The organism is Streptomyces sp. NPDC058284 (assembly GCF_042881135.1).
Taxonomy (GTDB): Bacteria; Actinomycetota; Actinomycetes; order Streptomycetales; family Streptomycetaceae; genus Streptomyces.
This window is the reverse complement of the sequence record NZ_JBHVYE010000001.1, coordinates 552,945-576,336: the sequence shown is the minus strand read 5'-3', so window position 1 is coordinate 576,336 and position 23,392 is coordinate 552,945. Positions and strand designations below refer to the sequence as shown.

The following is a 23,392-nucleotide window of genomic DNA, read 5'->3' as shown; positions in this document are numbered from 1 at the left end:
ATGAGTCCCGTCGTCTCCATCGGTGCCGCCGCCCGCCGCCCCTGCACACTCGTCGTGTGCCGGGGCTGCTGCTGCGGTGACGCGCGCAAGAATCCCGGTATCGACCACACCTGGCAGCTGGCGCGGCTGCGCTCCGCCGCGGCTGCCTCGCGCGGCCGGTTCACGGTGCGTACGAGCGACTGCCTCGGGCCGTGCGGCCAGGCCAACATCGTCGTGGTTCAACCCTCGTACGAAGGGCGCAGGCGGGGCGGCCGGGCGGCCTGGGTCGGCTTCGTCACGGACGACGCGTCGCTCGACGGGATACTCGACTGGGCCGCCGCGGGCGGCCCGGGCCTGGCCGAGCCGTCGGCCACGCTCGCACTCCAGCTGGTGGACCCCCGCGCGCTGTAGCCGGTGCACGACCTGGCCGGTGCGCGGCTCTCGGCGTCCGGCTCAGTCGGCCAGGACCTGGTCCAGGAAGCCGTTGAGGTTCTGCACGGTCCTGGCGTTCTGCTCCTCCAGGGTGAGGCTCTCCTCGAAGCGGCGGGCCAGCGCCGTCTTCTTCTTCCCGCGTACGTAGAGGGAGCAGGCCAGGTCCGCGCAGACGTACAGCCCGACCGAGTTGCCCTGGCGGCCCGCCGCGCCCGCCTTCGGGGCCACGAGCAGCGTGATGCCGGAACCGGCCTGGGGCGTCACGCAGACCGAGCAGATGCTGGACTTGAACAGGCTCCTGCGCGCCCCGGTCGAGGCGCGCAGGGCGATGCCCACGAGCTCGCCGTCCCGCCAGGTCACGACGTAGCCGCGGTCGGGCGCCTTGGGGTCGCGCCAGCCGAGGAAGTCCAGGTCGGACCAGGGAGTGTCGGCGAAACCGGCAGGCAGGGCGAGTCTGCGGGCCTCGCCCTTGGAGCAGTTCACGAAGGACGCGCGGATCTCGTTCTCACTGACGGACTTCATGATCCGGAAGGTATCAACGGCCCCGGCGGGCCGTCGTGTCATTTTCCGCCCGACGGGCCGGGCCCGGAGCTTCCTGTCAGGCCGGGACCTCGATCACGACCTTGCCCCGTGCGTGGCCGCCCTCCACCGCGCGCAGCGCCTCGTCCGCGCGGTCCAGGGGGTACGTCGCCGTCACGTGCGGGCGCAGCACGCCCGCCACGGCGAGGAGCGCGACCTCGTCGAGTACGGCCGAGGTGCGGGCCCGCGCGACGGGGGCGCCGCCCAGTTCGGCCACGGTCTCCTTGGCCGCCGCAGTGATCAGCTTCTTCCGGTCGGTCAGGAGCTGGGCGACCTCCACCAGGTCCGCGCCGCCGACCAGGTCGAAGACCGCGTCGACACGGTGGCCCGGCGCCGCCTCCCGCACGCGCTCGGCGAGAGCGGGGCCCGGCGGCACGTGGAGCGCGCCCAGCGACTCGACGAACTCCTTCTTGCCCGCGCTCGCCGTGCCCACCACACGCAGCCCGAAGTGCAGGGCGATCTGCGTGGCGGCCACCCCGACACCACCCCCGGCCCCGGTGATCAGCAGCGTCGAACCTGCGGGCAGACCGAGCTGCCGCAGCCCGTCGTACGCCGTCGCCGCCGCGACCGGCAGCACGGCCGCGTCCGTGAAGGAGAGGGCGTCCGGCTTGTGCGCGGCGATGTCGGCGGGGATCAGCGTGAACTCCGCGTACCCGCCGGTGACCGGATTGCCGAACACCGGGTCACCGGCCGCGAACCCCGTGACGCCGGGACCCACCGCCTGAACGATCCCGGACACCTCACTGCCCAGAACCTCGGTCCCGGTCAGGGGCGGCTGGCCGGGACGGCGCTTGCCCGCGCGCAGCTTCCAGTCGACCGGGTTGACGCCGGCCGCGCGCACGGCGACGAGTAGCTGCCCGGGGCCTGGCTCCGGTTTCGCGAGGTCGAGGAAGGCCTCCACCTCGGGGCCGCCGTGTGCGGTGTACGCGTAGACCTTGGGCATCTGGCTCCCTCATTCCGATCGCCCGCCCGCTCATCGTCGGCCGGCGGCTTCCGTGCAGGGGACGACCATGAAGATCGCCCGGCTATTCCCGGCCGGGACAGGTCGGGCCGGACTTGGGGTGCTGAGGTGCGACAACGGGGGCAAGCTTTCGGGTGAGCAGGCTCTGAGCCGACGAGGGAGAGGTCAACGCGGTGGTGCCGACCGACGGGAATGACGAGGATCTGCTCGAGGGGCTGTCCGTGGACGACACCCGGCCCGAGCGCCCGGTGCTCCTCGACGAGCAGGGGAAGCCCCTGCAGACGTGGCGGGAGAACTACCCGTACGAGAAGAAGCTGAGCCGGACGGCGTACGAGCGGAGCAAGCGGATCCTGCAGATCGAGCTGCTGAAGCTGCAGAAGTCGGTGCGCGAGGAGGGCCGCCGCATCGTGGTGGTGTGCGAGGGGCGGGACGCGGCAGGCAAGGGCGGCACGATCAAACGGTTCACCGAGCGCCTCAATCCGCGCGGCGCGCGCACGGTGGCGCTGGACAAGCCGAACGAGCACGAGGCGGGCCAGTGGTACTTCCAGCGGTACGTCGCCCAGCTGCCGTCGGCCGGCGAGATCGTCTTCTTCGACCGGTCCTGGTACAACCGCGCCGGTGTCGAGCCGGTCATGGGGTTCTGCACGCCGCAGGAGCATCTGCACTTCCTGGAGCAGGCCCCGCTGTTCGAGAAGATGATCACCGACGACGGCATCCTCCTCATCAAGTTCTGGTTCTCCGTCTCCCGCGCCGAACAGCGGACGCGCTTCGCGATCCGGCAGGTCGACCCGGTCCGCCAGTGGAAGCTGTCCTCCACCGACCTCGCCTCCCTGGACCTGTGGGATGCCTACACCTATGCGAAGGTGGAGATGTTCCGGGCCACGGACACGCCCCACGCCCCGTGGACGGTGGTGAAGACCAACGACAAGCGGCGCGGCCGGCTGGAGGCCATGCGCCATCTGCTGTTGCAGGTCGACTACGAGGCGAAGGACACCGAGGCGGTGGGCAAGGCCGATCCGCTGATCATCGGCCCCGCCAACACCCTCCTCGAACCGGGGGAGGACCCCACGGACCTCTCACCCAGCAAGCTCGCCCCCAACGACCGGGGACCGGGCAGGCATCCGCGCCTGTGAGGGCCTGCCTTCGCACCCCCGCCGCCACGCCCCGTCGACGTCTACGGCTCAGTACCCCACCGCCCCGTCGATCCGCTCCCTGAGCAGATCGGCGTGGCCGTTGTGGCGTGCGTACTCCTGGATCATGTGCAGGAGGATCCAGCGCAGCGACACCGTGCCGAGCCGGGGGTCCTGCGCCTCGAAGTCGAGGCCTTCGGCCTCCTCGACGAACTTCTCGGCGAACGCCACCTCGGCACGCCACGCCTCCCAGGCCGCGGCGACGGCCTCGCGGTCGGGCTCCGCCGCCACTCCGTCGAAGTCCTCGTCGGCGTTGTCGGGCGTGGCGTAGCGGGGCGCCGGGTCCTGACCTGCGAGGACACGCCGGAACCAGCGGCGCTCCACGTCGGTGAGGTGACGGACCAGGCCGAGCAGCGACAGGGCCGAGGGCGCCGCGGACCGTCGGCCCAACTCGCCCGTCAGGCCCGCGCACTTGAGCTCCAGAGTCGCCCGCTGGGCCCGCAACAAGCTGACGATCATGGCCCGTTCGTCGCCCGTGGTGACCGCGCCGTACCGGGGATCGGTCGGCTCTCCCGTGGCGAAGACGGCCCTTCTGAGCGCAGGGCGTGAAGTGCCTGTAGTGCCTGTAGTGCCTGTAGTGCCTGTAGTGCGTGAAGTCATGTCCTCATCATCGTCCCCCGCCCCGGCCCCGATCGCTCAGGCACCGGTACAGCGCCCCCACCAGGTGGATGCTGCGCAGGTCCTCGCCCGACGTCCCGGCGCCCATGCGGTTCATGGCGTACGCGTAGGAGACGCCGTTCTCCGGGTCGGCGAAGGCGTACGAGCCGCCCATGCCGCCGTGGCCGAACGCCCGGGGATTGGGGCCCGCCTGCCCGTACTGGTTGAGCATGTAGCCGAGGCCCCACGGCCAGGACTCGGCGAGCGGGGTGCCCGCCCGCAGTACCAGGTCCGGCTCGTCCCCTTCGCTCTGCAGCGTGCGCAACCGCTCCAGCGCGCCGGGGGAGAGAAGCCGCCCGCACGCCAACTCCGCGTAGACGGCGGCGAGTCCGCGGGCGGTGGCATGGCCGTTGGCGGCGGGTATCTCCGCACTGCGGTAGGCCGCGCTGTTCACGTCGCCGAGCGGCAGATAGTGCAGGGCCAGCGTGACCGGCGCCATCGGATGGTCCGTCAGCCCGCCGACCGGCGGCTTGGGGGCGTCGCCGAAGGTGCCGCGCGCGGCCGACGACGACGCGCCGGCGGCCGGGACGGGCGGCGCCAGGTCCGCGCACCGCCCGTGCTCGCTCTCCGGCGTGCCGACATGGACGTCCGCGCCCAGCGGCCCGGTCACCTCCGCGCGCAGGAACGCGCCGAGCGAGAGACCGCTGACACGCCGCACCACCTCGCCGACCAGGAAGCCGAACGTCACCGCGTGATAGCCCTGCGCCGTCCCTGGACGCCACCACGGCCGCGTCGCCGCCAGCGCCTCGGTCACCTTCTCCCAGTCGTACGCCGCGCCCGGTGCCATGGGCTCGCTCGGCGCGATCAGCCCGGCGCGGTGGCTGAGCAGCCAGCGCACCGGGATGTCGGCCTTGCCCGCCCGCGCGAACTCCGGCCAGTACCGCGCGACAGGCGCGTCGAAGTCCAACTCGCCCCGGTCGGCGAGCAGATGGGCGCAGAGCGCCGTCATGCCCTTGGTCGTGGAGTAGACGTTCACCAGCGTGTCCCGCTCCCAGGGGCGGGTGCCCGTGCGGTCCGCGTCGCCGCCCCACAGATCGACGACGACCTGTCCGCCGACGGTGGCGGCGACGGACGCCCCGAGTTCGTCCCGCTCGGCGAAACTCCGCTCGAACTCCTTCCGTACGCCCTCGAACCCGGGGGCGCAGATGCCGTGGACGCGCACAGTCATGACTCTCCTCGGTGGCCGGAGCGGGACGGCGGGAAGGGCCGTGGCCGCCATCCTTCCGCATGGTTGCCCATGGCACCTACCCCCGCGACGCCGTGGGTGTGGCGAAGCGGACCCGGCGCGAGGGCGTAGACGTGATGTGAATGTGCTGTGAAAGCACTGGTCAAGTGCGGGCCTTGTCTTATGTCCGCTATGGGGTGGCGGTCCCGAAATGGTGAGGCCTTGTGTCCTGTCGACCAGAGGTTGGACTTCTCTTCACACGCCCGTCACCGGCTCTTCCGTATCGCTTGCTCCCCTTGGCACACTTCACCCCGCTCGCGTCCCCCACATCACACGAGGTCGGATTACCCATGCCTGAACTCAATCGGCGCCGCTTCATGCAGCTGACCGGCGGCACCGCCGCGTTCGCGATGCTCAACCAGAGCATCGCGAAGGCCGCGTCCCTGCCTGCCCGGCGCGCCACCGGCACCATCAAGGACGTCGAGCACGTCGTCGTGCTGATGCAGGAGAACCGTTCCTTCGACCACTACTTCGGCACCATGAAGGGCGTACGCGGCTTCGGCGACCCGCGCCCGGTGACGCTGCCGAACGGCAAGCCGGTCTGGCACCAGCCGAGCGGCGCCAAGGAGGTCCTGCCCTTCCACCCGGACGCCGAGAACCTCGGCATGCAGTTCATCGCGGGCCTCGACCACGACTGGGCGGGCGGCCACAAGGCGTTCAACAACGGCAACTACGACCAGTGGATCCCCGCCAAGTCCGAGCGGACGATGGCGTACCTCGAACGGGACGACATCCCCTTCCACTACGCCCTCGCCGACGCCTTCACCGTCTGCGACGACTACCACTGCTCGTTCATGGGGGCCACCGACCCCAACCGCTACTACATGCTGACCGGCCACGTCGGCAACGACGGCAAGGGCGGCGGCCCGGTCCTCGGCAACCAGGAGGCGGGCTACGACTGGACGACGTACGCGGAGCGCCTGGAGCAGGCGGGCGTTTCCTGGAAGGTGTACCAGGACATCGGTGACGGCCTGGACAAGGCCGGGCACTGGGGCTGGATAGACGACGCGTACCGCGGCAACTACGGCGACAACTCGCTGCTGTACTTCAACAAGTACCGCAACGCCAAGGCGGGCGACCCGCTGTACGAGAAGGCCCGAACCGGCACCAACGCCAAGGCGGGCGACGGCTACTTCGACATCCTCACGGCCGACGTGAAGGCGGACCGGCTGCCGCAGGTCTCCTACATCGCGTGTCCGGAGGCCTTCACCGAGCACCCCAACTGGCCCGTGAACTACGGGGCCTGGTACATCGCGCAGGTCCTGGACGCCCTCACCTCCAACCCCGCGGTGTGGGCGAAGACGGCGCTGTTCATCACGTACGACGAGAACGACGGCTACTTCGACCACATCGTGCCGCCGTACGTCCCGAAGGACGCCAACCAGGGCAAGTCCACCGTGGACACCACCCTGGACTACTTCCCCGGCAACGCCTCCTACGCGGCAGGGCACTACGGCCTCGGCCAGCGTGTCCCCATGCTCGTCGTCTCGCCGTGGAGCACCGGCGGCTACGTCAACTCCGAGGTCTTCGACCACACGTCGATCATCCGGTTCATGGAGCGGCGCTTCGGCGTCAGGGAGCCCAACATCTCGCCGTGGCGCCGGGCGATCTGCGGTGACCTCACCTCCGCCTTCGACTTCGCGGGCAAGGACACCGGCCCGGCGCGGCTGCCCGACACCGCCGCCTACCAGCCGCCGGACGACAAGCGGCACCCCGACTACGTGCCCAAGGCGCCCGCGAATCCGGCGCTGCCCAAGCAGGAGCGCGGCTCCCGGCCCGCCCGCCCGCTGCCGTACGCCCCGCTGGTCGACGGCGCGGCGGACGCGACCGCGGGCAAGTTCACGCTCACCTTCAGCGGCGGTTCCAAGGCCGGCGTCTGCTTCCACGTCCGCTCGGCCAACCGCACCGACGGCCCCTGGACGTACACCGCGGAGGCGGGCAAGACGGTCTCCGACACGTGGAACTCGAAGTACTCCCACGACAGCTACGACCTCTCGGTGTTCGGCCCCAACGGCTTCCTGCGCACTTTCAGGGGCCCCGGCAAGAAGGCGGGTCCCGAGGTCGTCGCCCGGCACGACGGCACGACGGGCAACATCAAGCTGACCTTGAAGAACACGGGCAGCGCCGACGTGAACCTCACGGTGACCAACGCCTACGGCGGCGCGCGCCAGACCTTCAAGGTCAAGGCCGGCGCCTCCGTGCAGCACACCGTCGACCTGCGGTCGACCAAGCGCTGGTACGACCTGACCGTGAAGTCCGACGCGGACGCCGGATTCCTGCGGCGCCTCGCGGGCCACGTGGAGACCGGCGAGGCGGGCGTCAGCGACCCGGCGATCATCACCGGCTGACCGGCCCTCCGCACGCTCCCGCCCCCCGGTGTTGGGGGGCGGGAGCGGCGCCGGAAAAGAAGAGGCCCCGGCCCGTACCGCTGGATAGCATCCAGGGGCATGGCAGCCACCCATCGCCGTGCAGGCGCCCCCGGCAAGCCCGTCCTCGACGGGCTCGAAGAGAAGTGGTCCCGGCGATGGGAGCAGGCGGGCGTATTCGTCTTCGACAGGTCGAGGACGCGGGACGAGGTCTTCTCCATCGACACTCCGCCGCCCACGGTCAGCGGCTCGCTCCACGTCGGCCACGTCTTCTCGTACACCCACACCGACGCGGTCGCCCGCTATCAGCGCATGCGGGGCAAGGAAGTCTTCTATCCCATGAGATGGGACGACAACGGCCTGCCGACCGAGCGCCGCGTCCAGCACCACTTCGGCGTCCGCTGCGACCCCGCCCTGCCGTACGACCCGGACCTCGTCCCGCCCGAGAAGCCCGGCAAGCACCAACTAGCCGTCTCGCGGCGGAACTTCATCGAACTGTGCGAGCGCCTCACTGTCGAGGACGAGAAGGCCTTCGAAGCGCTGTGGCGGCGGCTCGGACTCTCCGTCGACTGGTCGAGGACCTACCGGACCATCGGCGCCGAGGCCCGCGCCACCGCGCAGCTCGCCTTCCTGAACAACCTCGCGCGCGGTGAGGCGTACGTCGCCGAGGCGCCCACCCTGTGGGACGTCACGTTCCGCACGGCGGTCGCCCAGGCCGAGCTGGAGGACCGGGAGCGGCCCGCCGCCCGCCACCGGCTCGCGTTCCACGGAGCGGACGGCCACGCCGTCCTGATCGAGACGACCCGGCCCGAACTGCTCCCCGCCTGCGTCGCCCTCGTCGCCCACCCCGACGACGAGCGCTACAGGCACCTGTTCGGCACGACGGTCCGCACACCGCTCTTCGACGTCGAGGTCCCCGTCCTCGCCCACCGTCTGGCGGCGCCCGGCAAGGGCACGGGCGCCGTCATGGTCTGCACGTTCGGCGACACGACCGATGTCACATGGTGGCGCGAACTGCGCCTCGCCACCCGGTCGGTGATCGGCTGGGACGGCCGCTTCCTCGCCGAGCCGCCGCCCGGCGTCGAGGCGCCGGCCGCCGTCGCCGCGTACGCCGAACTCGCCGGCGCCACCGCGCACACCGCGCGCGAACGCGTCGTCGGCATGCTGCGCGGGAGCGGCGCCCTGGTGGGCGAGCCGCGCGCCGTCACGCACGCGGTCAAGTACTTCGAGAAGGGCGACAAGCCCCTGGAGATCGTCACGACCCGCCAGTGGTACGTCCGCAACGGCGGCAGGGACGCCGCGCTGCGCGAGCGGCTCCTCGCCCGTGGCGCCGAGCTGGCGTGGCATCCGCCGCACATGCGAACCCGCTACGAGAACTGGGTCGGCGGCCTCAACGGCGACTGGCTGATCAGCCGGCAGCGGTTCTTCGGCGTCCCGATCCCCGTCTGGTACCCGCTGGACGGCGCGGGGAGACCCGACCACGAGCACCCGATCGTCCCCGACCGCTCCGCGCTGCCCGTCGACCCGAGCGCGGAGACCCCGCCCGGTTACGAGGCGGACCGGCGCGGCGAGCCGCACGGCTTCATCGGCGACCCGGACGTCATGGACACCTGGGCGACGTCCTCGCTCACCCCGCAGATCGCGGGCGGGTGGCTCGCGGACCCGGACCTGTTCGCGCGGGTCTTCCCGATGGACCTGCGCCCCCAGGCCCACGAGATCATCCGCACCTGGCTGTTCTCCACGGTCGTGCGGGCCCACGCCGAGCACGACGCGCTGCCCTGGCGGCACGCGGCGATCTCGGGCTGGATCCTCGACCCCGACCGCAAGAAGATGGCGAAGACCAAGGGCAACGCGGTCACTCCGGATCACCTCCTCGAACAGCACGGCGCGGACGCCGTCCGCTACTGGGCGGCGAGCGGGCGTCCCGGCACGGACACGGCGTTCGACGTCGGCCAGATGAAGGTCGGCCGCCGCCTGGCCACGAAGGTCCTGAACGTCGGAAGGTTCGTCCTCGGCCTCGGCGCGCCGGAAACCGAGGGCACACCGGGGCCCAAGGGCACGCCGGGGTCCAAGGGCGCGCCGGAGCCCCAAGCCGCCGTCACGGAACCGCTCGACCGCGCCCTGCTGGCCGGGCTGGCGTCGACCGTCGAGGAGGCGACACGGGCCTTCGAGGCCTTCGACTACGCGCGCGCCCTGGAACGTACGGAGCAGCTCTTCTGGCGGTTCTGCGACGACTACGTCGAACTGGTCAAGGCCCGCGCGTACGGCGACCACGGCGACACGGCCGCGGCGGGGTCGGCGCGAGCGGCGCTGCGCACGGCTCTCGACGTCCTGCTGCGCCTTCTCGCGCCGGTCCTGCCGTTCGTCACGGAGGAGGTCTGGTCGTGGTGGCGCGAGGGATCGGTCCATCGCGCGGCGTGGCCGGACGCCGCCGGGCTACGGGCCGGTGCGGGCGACGCGGAGGTCCTCGCCGTCGCCTCGGAGGCCGTCGCCGCGGTCCGCAAGGCGAAGTCACAGGCCTGCCTCTCGATGCGCACGGAGGTCGCGAGGGCGACGGCCACGGCCCCGCGCGCCGCCCTGACCCGCTTCGCGTCGGTTGCGGACGACGTGCGGGCGGCGGGCAGGATCGGGGCGGTGGAGCTGCGGGAGGCGGAAGGGGCGGAGCCGTTGCGGGTCGAGGTGGTGTTCTGAGCGGCTCGGGTGCGCCCCTTGAGGGCGCCGACCGCCCCGGCTGAGGCGGACATCACAACTCAGCATGGGGCTGGCGGGCGGCCCGTGCCCGGGGGGTAGGGTCACCCGGGTGACCACGCATTCGAACACTCCTGCAGGCTGGTACCCGGACCCGCACGGCGCAGCCCAGCTCCTGCGCTGGTGGGACGGCTCCCAATGGACGGAGCACACCACCTCGGCCCAGCAGCAGGCCCAGCAGGTCCCGCAGCAGGCGCAGCAGCAGCCCGCGCAACAGCAGCAGCACGCGCAGGCCCCGGCCGCCGCCCAGCAGCAGGGCCAGTTCGGGCAGCCGCAGGCCCAGCCCGCGCAGCAGCAGGGCCAGTTCGCGCAGCCGCAGGCCCAGTTCGGCCAGGCCCAGGCCCCGGCCCAGCAGGGGCAGTTCGGCCAGCCGCAGGCGAACCCGCACCCGCACCCGCAGGCGGCCCCGGCGGCCGACCCGGCCAAGGTGCAGCGCCAGGTGCAGCAGCAGGCCGGCGTCGCGCCGTCCGCGCAGGGCGGCGGCTCGCTGTTCACCGAGCCGGTCCTCGTCGTGAACCAGAAGGCCAAGCTCATCGAGCTGACGAACGAGTACAGCGTCATGGACCAGGCGGGCAACACGCTCGGCTCGGTCGTCCAGGTGGGCCAGAGCACGCTGAAGAAGGTCGCGCGCTTCGTCTCCAGCATCGACCAGTTCATGACGCACAAGCTGGAGATCCGCGACGCGTACGGCCAGCCGCAGCTCACGCTGACGCGCCCCAAGAAGTTCATGAAGTCCCGGGTGATCGTCGAGCGCCCGGACGGGCAGCCGGTCGGCGAGATCGTCCAGCAGAACATGATCGGCAAGATCAACTTCGGGATGATGGTGGACGGCCGGCAGGTCGGCGCGATCAAGGCGGAGAACTGGCGCGCCTGGAACTTCTCGATCGTCGACCACGCCGACAACGAGGTCGCCCGGATCACGAAGACCTGGGAAGGCCTCGCCAAGACCATGTTCACCACCGCGGACAACTACGTCCTGCAGATCCACTACCAGCTGCCCGAGCCGCTACTGAGCCTGGTCGTGGCGACCGCGCTCACCGTCGACACGGCGCTGAAGCAGGATTCCCGCGGCTTCGGGTGACCGTGCCCCCTGCCGTCCGGCTTCTCGCCCGCCTTCTCGTATGACGACGGCGCCGGCCGCCCCCTTCGTCAGGGGCGACCGGCGCCGTTTCCGTCTGTCCGTCTGTCCGTCTGTCCGTCTGTCCGTTTCCGTCCGTCTGTCCGTCCGTCTCACACGCTCTGCAGGCCGGACGGGGCCGGTCGCGCCCCCTCGGGCGACCCGGGCTGGTCGGGGATGGACAGCAGGGACTCCACCGCGGCACCGCCGGTGACGGACCGGGGCGAACGGGTGAGCACGACCACTCCGTACGCCGCCACTCCGGCGCCCGCCACCGCGAGGGCGACGCCGCCGGCCCCGCCCTGGAGCCGCTCGCCGAGCAGCGCCACGCCGATGACCGAGGCCGCCAGCGGGTTGGACAGGGTCACCACGGCGAGCGGTGCGCCGAGGCCGCCGCGGTAGGCGGTCTGCGAGAGCAGCAGGCCGCCCGCGGCGAGCGCCGCCACCAGGAGCGCCACGACGATCACCTGCGGGCTGAGCAGCGGTCCCGAGCGGTCGGTGACGGCGACCGTCAGGGTCTGGGTGAGCGCCGACGCGACACCCGACGCGAAGCCGGACGCGGTCGCGTGCCGCAGCCCGGGGCGGGTGCCCGGCCGGGAGAGGAAGCCGATGACCGCCATGGTCGCCGCCGCGACGGTCAGCGCCTCGGGCACCGTCAGGCTGTCCTCGGGCGCGGGCCCCGACGCGGTCAGGAGCAGTGCGCCGAGGCCGATGAGGGTGAGGCCCGTGCCGCGCCACTCCAGGCGCGTGACCCGGCGGCCCGCGAGCCGGGCGCCGAGTGGCACGGCCGCGACCAGGGTGAGCGCGCCGAGCGGCTGGACCAGCGTGAGCGGCCCGTACTTCAGGGCCGCCACGTGCAGCAGCGCCGCGGACGCGTTCAGCCCGACCGAGGACCACCAGGTGCCGCTGCCGAGCATCCGCAGGGCGCCGCTCTCGCCCTCGGCGACACGGGAGGCCAGCCGCTCCTGGGCGACCGCCGCGGCGGCGTACGCGGCCGCCGAGACGAGGGAGAGTACGACGGCGAGAAGCGTGGCGCTCATCGGCGGGCTCCCGAGGTGATCAGTTCCGGTGCGGGCGCCGGTGCCGGTGTGGGTGTCAATGGGGCTGTGGCTGTGGCTGTGGCTGTGGCTGGGGCTGTGAGTGCGGGCGTGGGCTCGGGTGCTGGTGCTGGTGCTGGTGCTGGTGCCGGTGTCCGCGTCCGGGGCGGTGCCGAGCGGCGCACGACCCGCGAGCGGCCCGCCTTCGGCAGCCGGATCACCGCGAGCGCGATGCCGAGCAGAGCGGTCGCCGCGAGGGCGTCGAGCCAGTAGTGGTTGGCGGTGCCGACCACCACGAGCAGGGTCAGCAGCGGATGCAGCAGCCACAGCCAGCGCCACCGCGTCGAGGTGGCGACGATCATGCCGACGGCGAGCATCAGCGCCCAGCCGAAGTGCAGGGACGGCATGGCCGCGAACTGGTTCGCCATGGTGTCGGTCGCGGGTTTGGCGGCGTACACCGAAGGCCCGTAGACCTGCGCGGTGTCCATGAGGTGCGCCACGTCGAGCATCCGGGGCGGCGCGAGCGGAAAGCCGAGGTGCAGGACGAGCGCGGCGGCGGTCAGCGCGGCGAGCACCCGCCTCGTCCAGACGTAGTGCCGCGGGCGGCGCAGGTACAGCCAGACAAGGAAGAGCAGCGTCGCCGGGAAGTGCACGGTCGCGTAGTAGGTGTTCGCGACGTGGATCAGCGACTCGCTGCTGAGCAGGGCGTGCTGTACGACGCCTTCGCCCGGCAGGCGCAGGGTGCGCTCGGCGTCCCACACGCGGTGCGCGTTGTGGAAGGCCTCGCCGGTGTGACCGTTGGCGAGCTGCCTGCCGAATTTGTAGACGAGGAAAAGTCCTACGACGAGGAGGAGCTCGCGGACGAGGGGCGGTCGGGCAGATGTGTCCGGCTTCCGGACGGCGGTTGCGCCCGGCTCCCGGACCTCTATGTCCGGCTCCCGTTCGGCAGGCTCGGTTCGGGATTCCATCCCCCGGCCCCTTTACGTGACGACTGGGTGGTGCGGTGCTTGAGCGGAGGATCGCCCCACTCATCGATACGCCAGTGTACCGATACGGAGGCGTACCGGTACACTCGCGTTTCGAAAGGTGCCGATCGAGCCGATCGGCCGCCGTACCGAGGAGAAGAGCCATGACGTCGACGTCGAGCCGCTCGAAGATCACGCCGGAGCGTGAGCAGGAGTTCTACGAGGCCGTCCTCGACCAGCTCCGCGAGTGCGGCTACGACTCGCTGACCATGGAGGGCGTGGCCGCCCGCACCCGTTGCAGCAAGTCCACGCTCTACCGCCAGTGGAAGACCAAGCCCCAGTTCGTGGCCGCCGCGCTGCGCGCCAACCGCTGTGTGCGTTTCGCCGGCATCGACACCGGGAGCCTCGCCGGGGACCTGCGGGAGGCGGCCCGCGCCGCGGGCGAGCAGTCGGGCCGGGACATGATGCTGGTCCAGGCGCTCAGCCACGCGGTCCTCCAGGACGAGGAACTGCAGCGGGCGCTGCGCGAGACGCTGGTCGAGCCGGAACTCCAGGCCGTCGCCGAGATCATCCGGCGCGGCGTCGAGCGCGGCGAGATCCCTGAGGGCCACCCGGCGGTGGAGTTCCTCTCGGTGCAGATGTTCGGCGTGCTGCGGGCCCGGCCCATCCTGGAGGGCGTGTACGCCGACGGGGAGTATCTGACCCGCTTCGTCGAGGCCTGTGTGCTCCCCGCACTGGGCCTCACCTGATCGTGGGCCCGGGTCTGCTGGATGACGACCCGGGCCCGCCCGCGCCGCACCGTGGGGACGGGGGCGGCGCGCACCCCCCGGGCCGGACGGGGTTCCTCCTGAGCGGCGAGGAACCCCGCCCGGCCCGCTGGGCGGGTAGCCGCGCGGCTATACGTTCTTGCCTGCCCCGCCACCGCCGACCGGACCGGCCTTGATCCCCGCGGCGATCTTGTCCATGGCGGACTGCGACGGTGCCTTGTCGTTGACGTCGATGCCCATGCGGACGATGACGATCTTCGACTTGTCGGCGGGCGACGGGAAGGCGAGCGACTCGACGTACCCGTCGTCGCTCTTCTGCGTGACGGCCTTCCACCGGACGCGGTAGCCCTTCCGGCCCGCCACGGTGACCGCCTCGGACGCCAGCACCTTGTGCGAGGTGATCCTGCCGTAGGTCTTGCCGCCGTACCCGGTCTCGGCGTTCTTCCCGATGTCCGCCTTGGCCGCCGCCTCGGGCGTCGTGGCGTCGATCTTCAGCTGCTCGGCCGACTGCGAGAACGCGCTGCCGCGCGTGCACTGCTCCGCGGTGTTCCCGGGGCACGGGATCGGGTTGGTCTGCACCCCTGCGCCGTCCTTGGTGCTCCCACCCCGCCAGCCGTCCGGCACGGGGATCCTGATGCCGTTCACCAGGTCGCTCACGAAACCCGGGTCCTCCTGCGGCGCCCGCTCGTCGGGCGCACCCGGCGATTTCGGCGCGCGGGGCGACTCGGACGCCCCCGGCCCCCGCGGCGCGCCGGCCGACGGCTCCTTGACCGCGGTGCCGCCGCCGTCCCCGTCGTCGTCGGAGGTCAGGGCGTACACGCCCCCGACTATCCCCGCGAGGACGACGATCACCACGCCGGTGGCTATCGCCATGCGCAGCCGCCGCCGTGGGGCGGGCGGCTGCCCGGGGTACGCCGGGAAGGCCGGCTGCGTCGGGTACGCCGTGGTGCCCGCGGCGGCCCGCACCTGGTCCGTCCACACGTTCCCGTCCCACCAGCGCTCGGTGGGAGGACCGCCGGCGATCTGGCCGGGGTCGGGGTACCAGCCTGGGGGAGTCATCTGGGTCATGACCGCCAGCGTAGGAGCACCGCGTGAAAGGTGGATGAGAGGGGCCACTTCTTGTGTGGAGCCGCCGTGTCGGCCCTGCCCCCTGCTCCATCGGCTCGTGTTCTTGCCCTACCGGCCCTTGTCCCCCCGCCCGTTGACGACGAGCTGCACCGGTCCCTCGCTCCTTGCCACTGTCTTCGGCCACGGCGTTCCCGGGCGCCCCGGTGTGATCGAGCCCAGCACGCTCGCGTGCCGCGCTCCGGTACTGGCCGAGACCGTGCCCGGCAGCCCGTGCAGGGTCAGGAAGCCGAGGACGGCGAAGGCGTACGCCTCCTTCGCCGCGGAGGGCAGACCGAGCTCGTCGGAGGTGCGCACAGGAATCCCCCTGCCCAACTCCGCGCGCAGGGCGGCCATCAGGGCCGGGTTGCGCGTCCCGCCCCCCGAGGCGACGACCTCGCAGGACCCGACGGTGCGGACGGCGTCGGCGACCGTGCGGGCGGTGAGGCGGGTGAGCGTGGCGACGACGTCCTCCGGCGGCAGGGCCTCGTACCCCTTCAACGCCTCGCGCAGGTAGGGCAGATGGAAGAGCTCCTTGCCCGTCGTCTTGGGCGCGGGACGTGCGTAGTACGGCTCGGCGAGGAGCCGGGAGAGGAGTTCCTCGTCGACCGTGCCGCGTGCGGCGAGCTCGCCGTCCAGGTCGTAGGCGAGGCGCCCGCCCGTCGCCTCGTGCACCGCGGCGTCGATCAGGGCGTTGGCGGGGCCGGTGTCGAAGGCGGTGCCGTCGGCGGCGGTGATGTTGGCGATGCCGCCGAGGTTGAGGGCGGCCGGGGAGCCGGGCCTGCCGCGCAGCCACATCCGGTCCACCAGGCTGACCAGGGGCGCGCCCTGGCCACCCGCCGCGATGTCACGGGGCCGGAAGTCGGCGACCACCGGCAGGCCGGTCGCCTCGGCGATCCAGGCGGGCTGCCCGATCTGCAGCGTGCCGTGCACCTGCCCGTCCGCCACCCAGTGGTAGACGGTCTGCCCGTGCGAGGCGACCAGCTCGGCCCGTCCGTCGCACAGCTCGCGGTCGGCCTCGACCGCGGCGGCGGCGAAGGCCTGGCCGATCCGGGTGTCCAGACGGCAGACCTCGGCGAGGGTGGTGGCCGCGGGCGGCAGCGCCGCGGCCAGGTCGGCGCGCAACCCCTCGTCGTAGCCGCGGCTGATCAGGCCGAGAGGAGTGAGCGTCAGACGGTCGCCGTCCAGGGACAGATCGGCGGCTGCCGCGTCGATGGCGTCGTACGAGGTCCCTGACATGAGCCCGATCACGCGCACGTGGGGCCTCCTTCCCGGTCGGCTCACCGAATGCGTTTGATCATCGCACCTCGCGGGCCGCGGACGGCTCGTGTTCCGGGAAGACGGACCGCTGCCCGTACGCCGCGAGGGCCCGCCCGCGCCACACCCCCGGGTCCCCCCAGGCGCTCCGCAGCGCCCGCGCCTTGGTGAGCCACAGCGACAGATCGAACTCCGCCGTGTACCCGATCGCCCCGTGCAGCTGGAGCGCCGCGCGGGCCGCCGCGTACGCGGCCTCGCCCGTCGTCACCTTGGCGGCCGCGACATCGCGGGGGGCCATGGTCGTCGCGGCGCCGAACAGCAGCGGCCGGGCGAACTCCAGGCCCACCAGAACATCCGCGAGCCGGTGCTTGACCGCCTGGAACGACCCGATCGGCGCCCCGAACTGCGTGCGCTGCTTCACGTACGCCACGGTCCTGTCGAGCAGCGCCAGGCCCACGCCGAGCGACTGCGCTGCCGTGGCGAGCGCCGCCCAGCGTGCCGCGTGCCGCGCGGCCGTCTTCAGGGCGGGCCCCGAGGCGAGCAACTCCCCGCCGGGCAGCGGCGCGGCGAGGCGCCGCGCCGGGTCCAGGGACCGGCGCACGCGCGCGTGCCCGGGGGCGATCCGCAGGGCGTCGTCGGTCACGGCCAGGATCAGGTCCGCCGCGTCCGCGTCCAGGGCGTGCGGGCCCCCGTCGGGCAGCGTCAGCGTCGCGCTCACCGCGCCGGAGGCAAGGAAGGGCAGCAGGCGTTTGGCCGGTTCCGGCTCACCCTCGTCGGCGAGGTGTGCGAGGAGCGCGGCCGCCGCCACCGTCTCGACGGCCGGCCCCGGCACGGCGTGCCGCCCCAACTCGACGAACGCCACGGCCGTCGCCACCGGCCGCGGCCCCACACCCTCGTACTCCTCGGGAACCGGCAGCGCGAAGACCCCCGCGTCCGCGAGCCGTGCCCACACCGCCCGCCCCGGCGCGTGATCGCCCGCCCCCCACGCGCGCGTGGCCGTCACGGTGTCCGCCGCCGTCAGCATCGCGTCCAGGGAGTGCGCGAACTCCCGCTGCTCGTCGTCGAGGAGGAACCTCATCAGCGGCGTCCCTTCGGCAGGCCGAGCAGCCGCTCGGCGATGATGTCGCGCTGGATCTCGTTGGTACCGGCGTAGATGGGGCCGGCCAGCGAGAAGAGATACCCCTCGGCCCAGCCGGGGCCGTCCACCGGCGGCGCGTCGGTCAGTTCGCCGTCCGGGCCGAGCAGGTCGAGCGCCGTCTCGTGCACGGCGATGTCGTACTCCGACCAGAACACCTTGTTGAGACTCGACTCGGCGCCGATCGTCTGCCCGGCCAGGAATCGCGACGCGTTGGCCCAGGTGAACAACTCATAGGCGCGGGCCCCGATGACGGCGTCGGCGACCCGGTCGCGCAGCGCCGTGTCGGCCGGGTCCGCGTGCGCCTGCCACAGTCCGGCCAGCCGGTCCGCCGCGGCGAGGAAGCGGCCGGGGGAGCGGAGCGTCAGGCCGCGTTCGTTGCCCGTGGTGGACATGGCGATCCGCCAGCCCTGGCCCGGCTCGCCGATCACGTCCTCGTCCGGCACGAACACGTCGTCGAGGAAGAGCTCGGCGAAGGCGGGCTTGCCGTCCAGGCGCCCGACGGGACGGACCGTCACCCCGTCCGCGTCGAGCGGGAACATCAGATACGTCAGGCCCCGGTGCGGCTTGGCCGCACGGTCCGCGCCGTTCCCGTGCGGCTCGCTGCGGAACAGGCCGAACGCGCGGTCGGCGAACGCGGCCCGCGACGACCACGTCTTCTGCCCGCTGACCAGCCAACCGCCGTCCGTGCGCCGGGCGGTGGAGCGCAGCGACGCGAGGTCGGAGCCCGACTCCGGCTCCGACCAGGCCTGCGCCCAGATCACCTCGCCCCTCGCCATGGGCGGCAGCACCCGCGCGCGCTGCTCCTCGGTGCCGAAGTCGAACAGGGTCGGCGCGAGGAGACTGATGCCGTTCTGCGAGACCCGGCCCGGCGCGCCCGCCGCGTAGTACTCCTCCTCGAACACCAGCCACTTGACGATGTCGACGCCCTGTCCGCCGTACTCGTGCGGCCAGGACACCACCGACCAGCGGTCGGCCGCGAGTGTGCGCTCCCACTCGCGGTGGGCGGCGAAGCCCTCCCCGGTCTCCAGGGAGGGGAGCGGCGCGGCCGGTACGTGCGCGGCCAGCCAGGCGCGCGCCCGCCGCCTGAACTCGCCTTCCTCGGCGGTGAAGTCGAGGTCCATCAGTGGCCCACCTCTTCGAATCCGGGATGCGGTTCCGCGATCGCGGCCGGGAACGCTTCGCACTCTTCCCTAACAAGTGTTTGGTAGATTACCCTGAAGGCGGTCAGCGAGTCGAGAGCCCGAATCCGGAACTGGGGAAAGACCATGGACGCACCCGCCTACGTGCCCGCGCACCACCTGCTCGTGGGCCGCACGGCCGTGATCACGGCGGCCGCCGGGGCGGGCATCGGCGGCGCCACCGCGCGCCGCTTCCTCGAAGAGGGCGCGCGGATCGTCATCGGCGACGCACACGCGCGGCGCACCAAGGAGTCGGTGGCGGCGCTCGCGGCGGAGTTCGGCGCCGACCGGGTCGACGGCATGCCGTGCGACGTCACCGACGCGGCGCAGATCGAGGCGCTGTTCGACCTCGCGGAGCGGCACCACGGCCCCCTCGACATCGTGGTGAACAACGCCGGGCTCGGGGGGACCGCCGAACTCGCCGAGATGACCGACGAGCAGTGGGACAAGGTCATCGACGTCACGCTGAACGGCACCTTCCGTTCCACCCGCGCCGCCCTGCGCCGCATGCGGGCCGCCGGGCGGGGCGGCGTACTCGTGAACAACGCGTCGGTGCTCGGCTGGCGCGCCCAGGCGGGCCAGGCGCACTACGCGGCGGCCAAGGCCGGGGTCATGGCCCTCACCCGCTGTGCCGCCGTCGAGGCCGCCCCGCACGCCATCCGGGTCAACGCGGTCTCGCCCAGCCTCGCCATGCACCCCCACCTCGCCAGGGTCACCTCGCCGGAGCTCCTCGAAGAGCTCACCGCACGCGAGGCGTTCGGGCGGCATGCCGAGCCGTGGGAGATAGCCAACGTCATCGTCTTCCTGGCCAGCGGCTACTCCTCGTACATGACGGGGGAGACGGTCTCGGTCAGCAGCCAGCACGCCTAGGGCCCGGCCCGTGCCGGCTCGCGGGACCCGACGGTGAATCCGGCGAAGCGCTTGGGCGGAGAATGACCGTGTGCCGAATCCGAAACAGCAGACCAGCAAGAAGAAGGCCCCGGTGAGCCCCTCGCCCGAGCGGCGCCGTGAACTCCTCGCCATCGCCGCCGACGTCTTCGCCGAGCAGGGGTACAACGCGACCACCGTCCGCAAGATCGCCGACGCCGCGGGCATGCTCGCCGGCAGCCTCTACTACCACTTCGATTCCAAGGAGTCGATGCTCGAAGAGATCCTCCGCACCTTCCTCACCGAGCTGTGGGACGGGTACGACACCGTGCTCCAGGCCCGGCTCGGCCCCCGCGAAACGCTCGAAGCGCTCGTCACCGAGTCCTTCCGGGAGATCGACCGGCACCGCGCCGCCGTCGCGATCTACCAGAAGGAGTCCAGGCACCTGGTCGCACAGCAGCGCTTCCAGTACCTGTCGGACTCGCAGCAGCGCTTCGAGAAGGCCTGGCTGACGACGCTGGAGCGCGGCGTCGCGGAAGGCGTCTTCCGCGACGACCTGGACATCCGGCTCGCCTACCGCTTCGTGCGCGACACCGTCTGGGTCGCCGCGTCCTGGTACCGCCCCGGCGGAGGCCACAGCCCCGAGGAGATCGCCCGTCAGTACCTGTCGATGGTCCTGGACGGCATCTCGCTACGCAAGTGAGCGGCGCCTCCTCCCGCGGCGCCGCCCGACCGAGGAGACCGAGGAGTACACCGTCATGGCCGAGGCCTACATCGTCGAAGCGGTCCGCACCCCCGTCGGCAGGCGCAAGGGGGGCCTCAGCGAGGTCCACCCCGCCGACCTGGGCGCCCATGTCCTCAAGGCGCTCGTCGAGCGCGCCGGCGTCGACCCCGCCGCCGTCGAGGACGTCGTCCTCGGCTGCCTGGACACCGTCGGGCCGCAGGCCGGCGACATCGCCCGCACCAGCTGGCTGGCGGCCGGGTTCCCCGAAGAGGTCCCCGGCGTCACCATCGACCGGCAGTGCGGATCGTCGCAGCAGGCCGTGCACTTCGCGGCGCAGGGCGTGCTGTCCGGCACCCAGGACCTCGTCGTCGCGGGCGGCACCCAGAACATGTCGATGATCCCCATCGCCTTCGCCTCCCGGCAGGCCGCCGAGCCCCTCGGTCTGACCGAGGGCCCCTACGCGGGCAGCGAGGGCTGGCGCTCGCGCTACGGCGACCGGCCCGTCAACCAGTTCCACGGCGCCCAGCTGATCGCCGGGAAGTGGGGGATATCCCGCCGCGACATGGAGGAGTACGCCCTGCGCTCGCACCGGCGGGCGGTCCGCGCCATCGACGAGGGCCGCTTCGACCGCGAACTCGTCGCCCATGGGGAAGTCACCACCGACGAGGGGCCGCGGCGCGACACCACCCTGGAGAAGATGGCGGGCCTGCGGCCCGTCCTCGACGACGGCACGATCACCGCCGCCTGCTCCTCGCAGGTCTCCGACGGCGCGGCGGCGATGCTCATCGCGAGCGAACGGGCCGTGCGGGAGCACGGGTTGACGCCCCGCGCCCGCATCCACCACCTCTCCGTGCGCGGCGAGGACCCCATCCGGATGCTCTCCGCACCGATCCCCGCCACCGCGTACGCCCTCAAGAAGACCGGCATGAGCATCGGGGACATCGACCTCGTCGAGATCAACGAAGCGTTCGCGCCGGTCGTCCTCGCCTGGCTGAAGGAGACCGGCGCCGACCCCGCGAAGGTCAACGTCAACGGCGGCGCGATCGCCCTCGGTCACCCTCTCGGCGCCACCGGTGTGCGGCTGATGACAACCCTCCTGCACGAACTGGAGCGCACCGGCGGCCGGTTCGGGCTCCAGACGATGTGCGAGGGCGGCGGCCAGGCCAACGTGACGATCATCGAACGTCTCTGAGAGCCTGTGTCATATGCCCGGCCGCCCCGGAAGCGGAATGCGGAATGCGGAAGCGGACTCTTCCTCACCCCTTGCGGGAGTACCTGCGCCGACCGCGCTCCATCGCGGCTCCGACCCGGCTAGTCTCGACTTCTGTACGTCGATTGAGCGACCCCGGGAGGTAGCGCGATGACGCAGGGACGGCCCGGAGGGGCCGCAGCCTGGGCCCCGCTGTGGGAGCGCGATGTCGAACTCGCCGCGGCGACCCGGGCCGTCGAGGAGCTGTGCGCCGACGCGACCACCATGGGCGGCCTCATCGTCTTCAGCGGTGAGGCGGGCATCGGCAAGACGGCTCTGCTGGCCGAGGTGCGCCGCATCGCCGACGGCCGTGCCACGGTCTGGAGCGCCCGCGGCGGAGAGGCGGTCACCTCCGTCCCCTTCAACGTCGTACGTCAACTCCTGCAGCCCGCACTCGTCCACCTCGCCCCCGACCAGGCCCGCGAGTACTTCGGCGACTGCTACGACATCGCGGGGCCCGCCCTCGGGATAGCCGAGCCCGGCGGGCGCCAGCCCGATCCGCAAGGCGTCTGCGACGGCCTCGTCGAAGCGGTCTCCCGGCTCACCAGGCTGTACTGGCCGCTCGTCCTCCTCATCGACGACGTGCACTGGGCCGACCAGGAAACGCTGCACTGGCTCGCCACCTTCGCCCAGCGCCTGGACGAACTGCCCGTACTCGTCGTGGTCGCCCGCAGGCCCGGCGAGGCCAAGGGCGACAGCGCCCGCCACCTGGCAGCCGTCGCCGCCAAGGCCCGCTCGTTCACCACCCTGCGCGCCCTCACCCCGGACGCCGCCGCGGGCCTGACCCGCGCCACGCTCGGCGAGCACGCCGACGCCCCGTTCTGCCGCGAGGTCTGGGCGGTCACCGGCGGCAATCCGTACGAATCCGTCGAGCTCCTCGCCAAGGTGCAGGACAGCGAGCTCGAACCGGTCGAGAGCTCCGCCGACGAACTGCGCGCCCTCAACCGCACGGCCCGCGGCCGCGGCCTCGTCGCCCGCCTCGAAGGCCTCGGCACCGACGCCACCCGCTTCGCCTGGGCCGCCGCCATCCTCGGCAGCTCCATCTCCACCGAACTCGCCGCCTCGCTCGCCGGAATGACACTCGAATCCGCCGAGCGGTGCGCGGAGCGGCTGTGCACGGCGCGCATCCTGGTCGACGGCGACGAGGGCCTGGAATTCGTCCATCCGCTGATCGCCACCACGGTCTACGACTCGATCCCCGCGGCCACCCAGACCGCCATGCACGGCCAGGCCGCCTCCGTCATCACCCACTCCGGCCTCGGCGCCGCGGCCGCCTCCCGGCACCTCTTGGAGGTCCACCCGGACGACGACCCCGACCTGGTGGAGCAGTTGCGCGAGGCCGCCGCCGAACACCTCGCCGTCGGCGCGCCCGACGCGGCCCGCCGGTGCCTGGAGCGCGCCCTGAAAGAGCCGCCGCTGCCCGAGATCCACGCCCGCGTGCTCTACGAACTGGGCTGCGCCACCCTCCTCACCTCGCCCGTCACCACCATCCGCCACCTGCGCGAGGCGCTCTCCACCCCCGGCCTCGCCCAGGAGCTGCGCGTCGACGCTGTCTGCCGCCTCTCCCAGGCCCTCGTCCACAACGACCAGCTGGAGGAAGGCCTGCGGGCCATCGCCGAGGAGGCGGCCCGGCTGGAGGAGGGACCCGCACGGCTGCGCCTGCAAGCCGTGCGCTACATGTGGGAAGGCATCCACGCGGGCGAGGAGGACTCGCCCGGCCGCTCGCGGCGGCTCGCCGAGCTCGCGGGCCCCCTCACCGGCCGCGACAACGCCGAGCGCGCCCTGCTGATCCTGCGCGCGTTCGACGCCATGACCCGCGGCGAGAGCGCCGAACTGGTCGTCGAGCTCTGCG

General features: G+C 72.4%; 20 protein-coding genes. 10 read left to right on the top strand and 10 right to left on the bottom strand.

What is annotated here, in order from left to right:
• On the top strand, positions 1-390 hold the full coding sequence (locus ACFVYR_RS02225; RefSeq protein WP_384247690.1) for a (2Fe-2S) ferredoxin domain-containing protein: 390 nt from the start codon (positions 1-3) through the stop codon (positions 388-390).
• Between the two features lie 42 nt (positions 391-432).
• Here ACFVYR_RS02225 and ACFVYR_RS02220 read toward each other — a convergent pair whose 3' ends face one another.
• Positions 433-933: an FBP domain-containing protein gene (locus ACFVYR_RS02220; protein ID WP_384247689.1), complete on the bottom strand. Its 501-nt coding sequence runs from the start codon at positions 931-933 to the stop codon at positions 433-435.
• Positions 934-1,009: 76 nt separating this feature from the next.
• Positions 1,010-1,933, bottom strand: coding sequence for an NADP-dependent oxidoreductase (locus ACFVYR_RS02215; protein ID WP_384247688.1), 924 nt, complete (start codon positions 1,931-1,933; stop codon positions 1,010-1,012).
• Positions 1,934-2,124: 191 nt separating this feature from the next.
• Here ACFVYR_RS02215 and ppk2 point away from each other — a divergent pair, with 191 nt between their 5' ends.
• Positions 2,125-3,084 carry a polyphosphate kinase 2 gene (gene ppk2, locus ACFVYR_RS02210; protein ID WP_384247686.1) on the top strand — a complete coding sequence of 320 codons (960 nt, stop codon included), beginning with the start codon at positions 2,125-2,127 and terminating at the stop codon, positions 3,082-3,084.
• A 48-nt stretch (positions 3,085-3,132) separates the two neighbouring features.
• Here the strand turns inward: ppk2 and ACFVYR_RS02205 are convergent, their stop codons facing one another.
• Positions 3,133-3,600, bottom strand: a complete 468-nt coding sequence (locus ACFVYR_RS02205; RefSeq protein WP_384247685.1) for a DinB family protein — start codon at positions 3,598-3,600, stop codon at positions 3,133-3,135.
• 148 nt (positions 3,601-3,748) lie between these two features.
• Positions 3,749-4,966: a serine hydrolase domain-containing protein gene (locus tag ACFVYR_RS02200; RefSeq protein WP_384247684.1), complete on the bottom strand. Its 1,218-nt coding sequence runs from the start codon at positions 4,964-4,966 to the stop codon at positions 3,749-3,751.
• A 347-nt stretch (positions 4,967-5,313) separates the two neighbouring features.
• Between ACFVYR_RS02200 and ACFVYR_RS02195 the strand changes: the two genes are divergently transcribed.
• The 3 genes from ACFVYR_RS02195 (at position 5,314) to ACFVYR_RS02185 (ending at position 11,218) form a co-directional block, all read left to right on the top strand.
• Positions 5,314-7,371, top strand: a complete 2,058-nt coding sequence (locus tag ACFVYR_RS02195; protein ID WP_384247682.1) for a phosphocholine-specific phospholipase C — start codon at positions 5,314-5,316, stop codon at positions 7,369-7,371.
• 99 nt (positions 7,372-7,470) lie between these two features.
• Entirely contained in the window at positions 7,471-10,080 is a 2,610-nt protein-coding gene (gene valS / locus ACFVYR_RS02190) for a valine--tRNA ligase (protein ID WP_384247681.1), read from the top strand.
• Positions 10,081-10,189: 109 nt separating this feature from the next.
• Complete coding sequence (locus ACFVYR_RS02185) at positions 10,190-11,218, top strand: phospholipid scramblase-related protein (protein ID WP_384247679.1); 1,029 nt, start codon at positions 10,190-10,192, stop codon at positions 11,216-11,218.
• Between the two features lie 149 nt (positions 11,219-11,367).
• On the opposite strand, the gene ACFVYR_RS02180 is transcribed toward ACFVYR_RS02185, so the two are convergent.
• Together ACFVYR_RS02180 and ACFVYR_RS02175 are read right to left on the bottom strand one after the other, a co-directional pair.
• Complete coding sequence (locus ACFVYR_RS02180) at positions 11,368-12,294, bottom strand: DMT family transporter (protein WP_384247678.1); 927 nt, start codon at positions 12,292-12,294, stop codon at positions 11,368-11,370.
• Complete coding sequence (locus ACFVYR_RS02175) at positions 12,291-13,259, bottom strand: phosphatase PAP2 family protein (protein ID WP_384247677.1); 969 nt, start codon at positions 13,257-13,259, stop codon at positions 12,291-12,293. Before ACFVYR_RS02175 ends, ACFVYR_RS02180 begins: the two co-directional genes overlap by 4 nt.
• A gap of 161 nt (positions 13,260-13,420) precedes the next feature.
• Here ACFVYR_RS02175 and ACFVYR_RS02170 point away from each other — a divergent pair, with 161 nt between their 5' ends.
• On the top strand, positions 13,421-14,005 hold the full coding sequence (locus ACFVYR_RS02170; protein ID WP_384247675.1) for a TetR/AcrR family transcriptional regulator C-terminal ligand-binding domain-containing protein: 585 nt from the start codon (positions 13,421-13,423) through the stop codon (positions 14,003-14,005).
• 147 nt (positions 14,006-14,152) lie between these two features.
• On the opposite strand, the gene ACFVYR_RS02165 is transcribed toward ACFVYR_RS02170, so the two are convergent.
• From ACFVYR_RS02165 to ACFVYR_RS02150, 4 genes are all read right to left on the bottom strand, one after another.
• On the bottom strand, positions 14,153-15,091 hold the full coding sequence (locus tag ACFVYR_RS02165) for a DUF2510 domain-containing protein (protein WP_384247673.1): 939 nt from the start codon (positions 15,089-15,091) through the stop codon (positions 14,153-14,155).
• A gap of 108 nt (positions 15,092-15,199) precedes the next feature.
• The gene (locus ACFVYR_RS02160) at positions 15,200-16,384 is read right to left on the bottom strand and encodes an anhydro-N-acetylmuramic acid kinase (RefSeq protein WP_384247672.1); all 1,185 of its coding nucleotides are present in this window, start codon (positions 16,382-16,384) and stop codon (positions 15,200-15,202) included.
• 40 nt (positions 16,385-16,424) lie between these two features.
• A complete protein-coding gene (locus ACFVYR_RS02155; RefSeq protein ID WP_384247670.1) occupies positions 16,425-17,462 on the bottom strand; it encodes an acyl-CoA dehydrogenase family protein in 1,038 nt (345 codons plus the stop codon).
• Positions 17,462-18,643 (bottom strand): acyl-CoA dehydrogenase family protein, encoded by a 1,182-nt coding sequence (locus tag ACFVYR_RS02150; protein ID WP_384247669.1) that lies wholly within the window; start codon positions 18,641-18,643, stop codon positions 17,462-17,464. The genes ACFVYR_RS02155 and ACFVYR_RS02150 overlap by 1 nt, the downstream gene beginning before the upstream one ends.
• A gap of 144 nt (positions 18,644-18,787) precedes the next feature.
• Here ACFVYR_RS02150 and ACFVYR_RS02145 point away from each other — a divergent pair, with 144 nt between their 5' ends.
• The 4 genes from ACFVYR_RS02145 to ACFVYR_RS02130 form a co-directional block, all read left to right on the top strand.
• Positions 18,788-19,570, top strand: coding sequence for an SDR family oxidoreductase (locus ACFVYR_RS02145; protein WP_384247668.1), 783 nt, complete (start codon positions 18,788-18,790; stop codon positions 19,568-19,570).
• Positions 19,571-19,640: 70 nt separating this feature from the next.
• Complete coding sequence (locus tag ACFVYR_RS02140) at positions 19,641-20,270, top strand: TetR/AcrR family transcriptional regulator (RefSeq protein ID WP_384247666.1); 630 nt, start codon at positions 19,641-19,643, stop codon at positions 20,268-20,270.
• Between the two features lie 55 nt (positions 20,271-20,325).
• The gene (locus tag ACFVYR_RS02135; protein WP_384247665.1) at positions 20,326-21,483 is read left to right on the top strand and encodes an acetyl-CoA C-acetyltransferase; all 1,158 of its coding nucleotides are present in this window, start codon (positions 20,326-20,328) and stop codon (positions 21,481-21,483) included.
• A gap of 168 nt (positions 21,484-21,651) precedes the next feature.
• A partial coding sequence (locus ACFVYR_RS02130) for an AAA family ATPase (RefSeq protein WP_389611114.1) occupies positions 21,652-23,392 on the top strand: 1,741 nt, incomplete at its 3' end.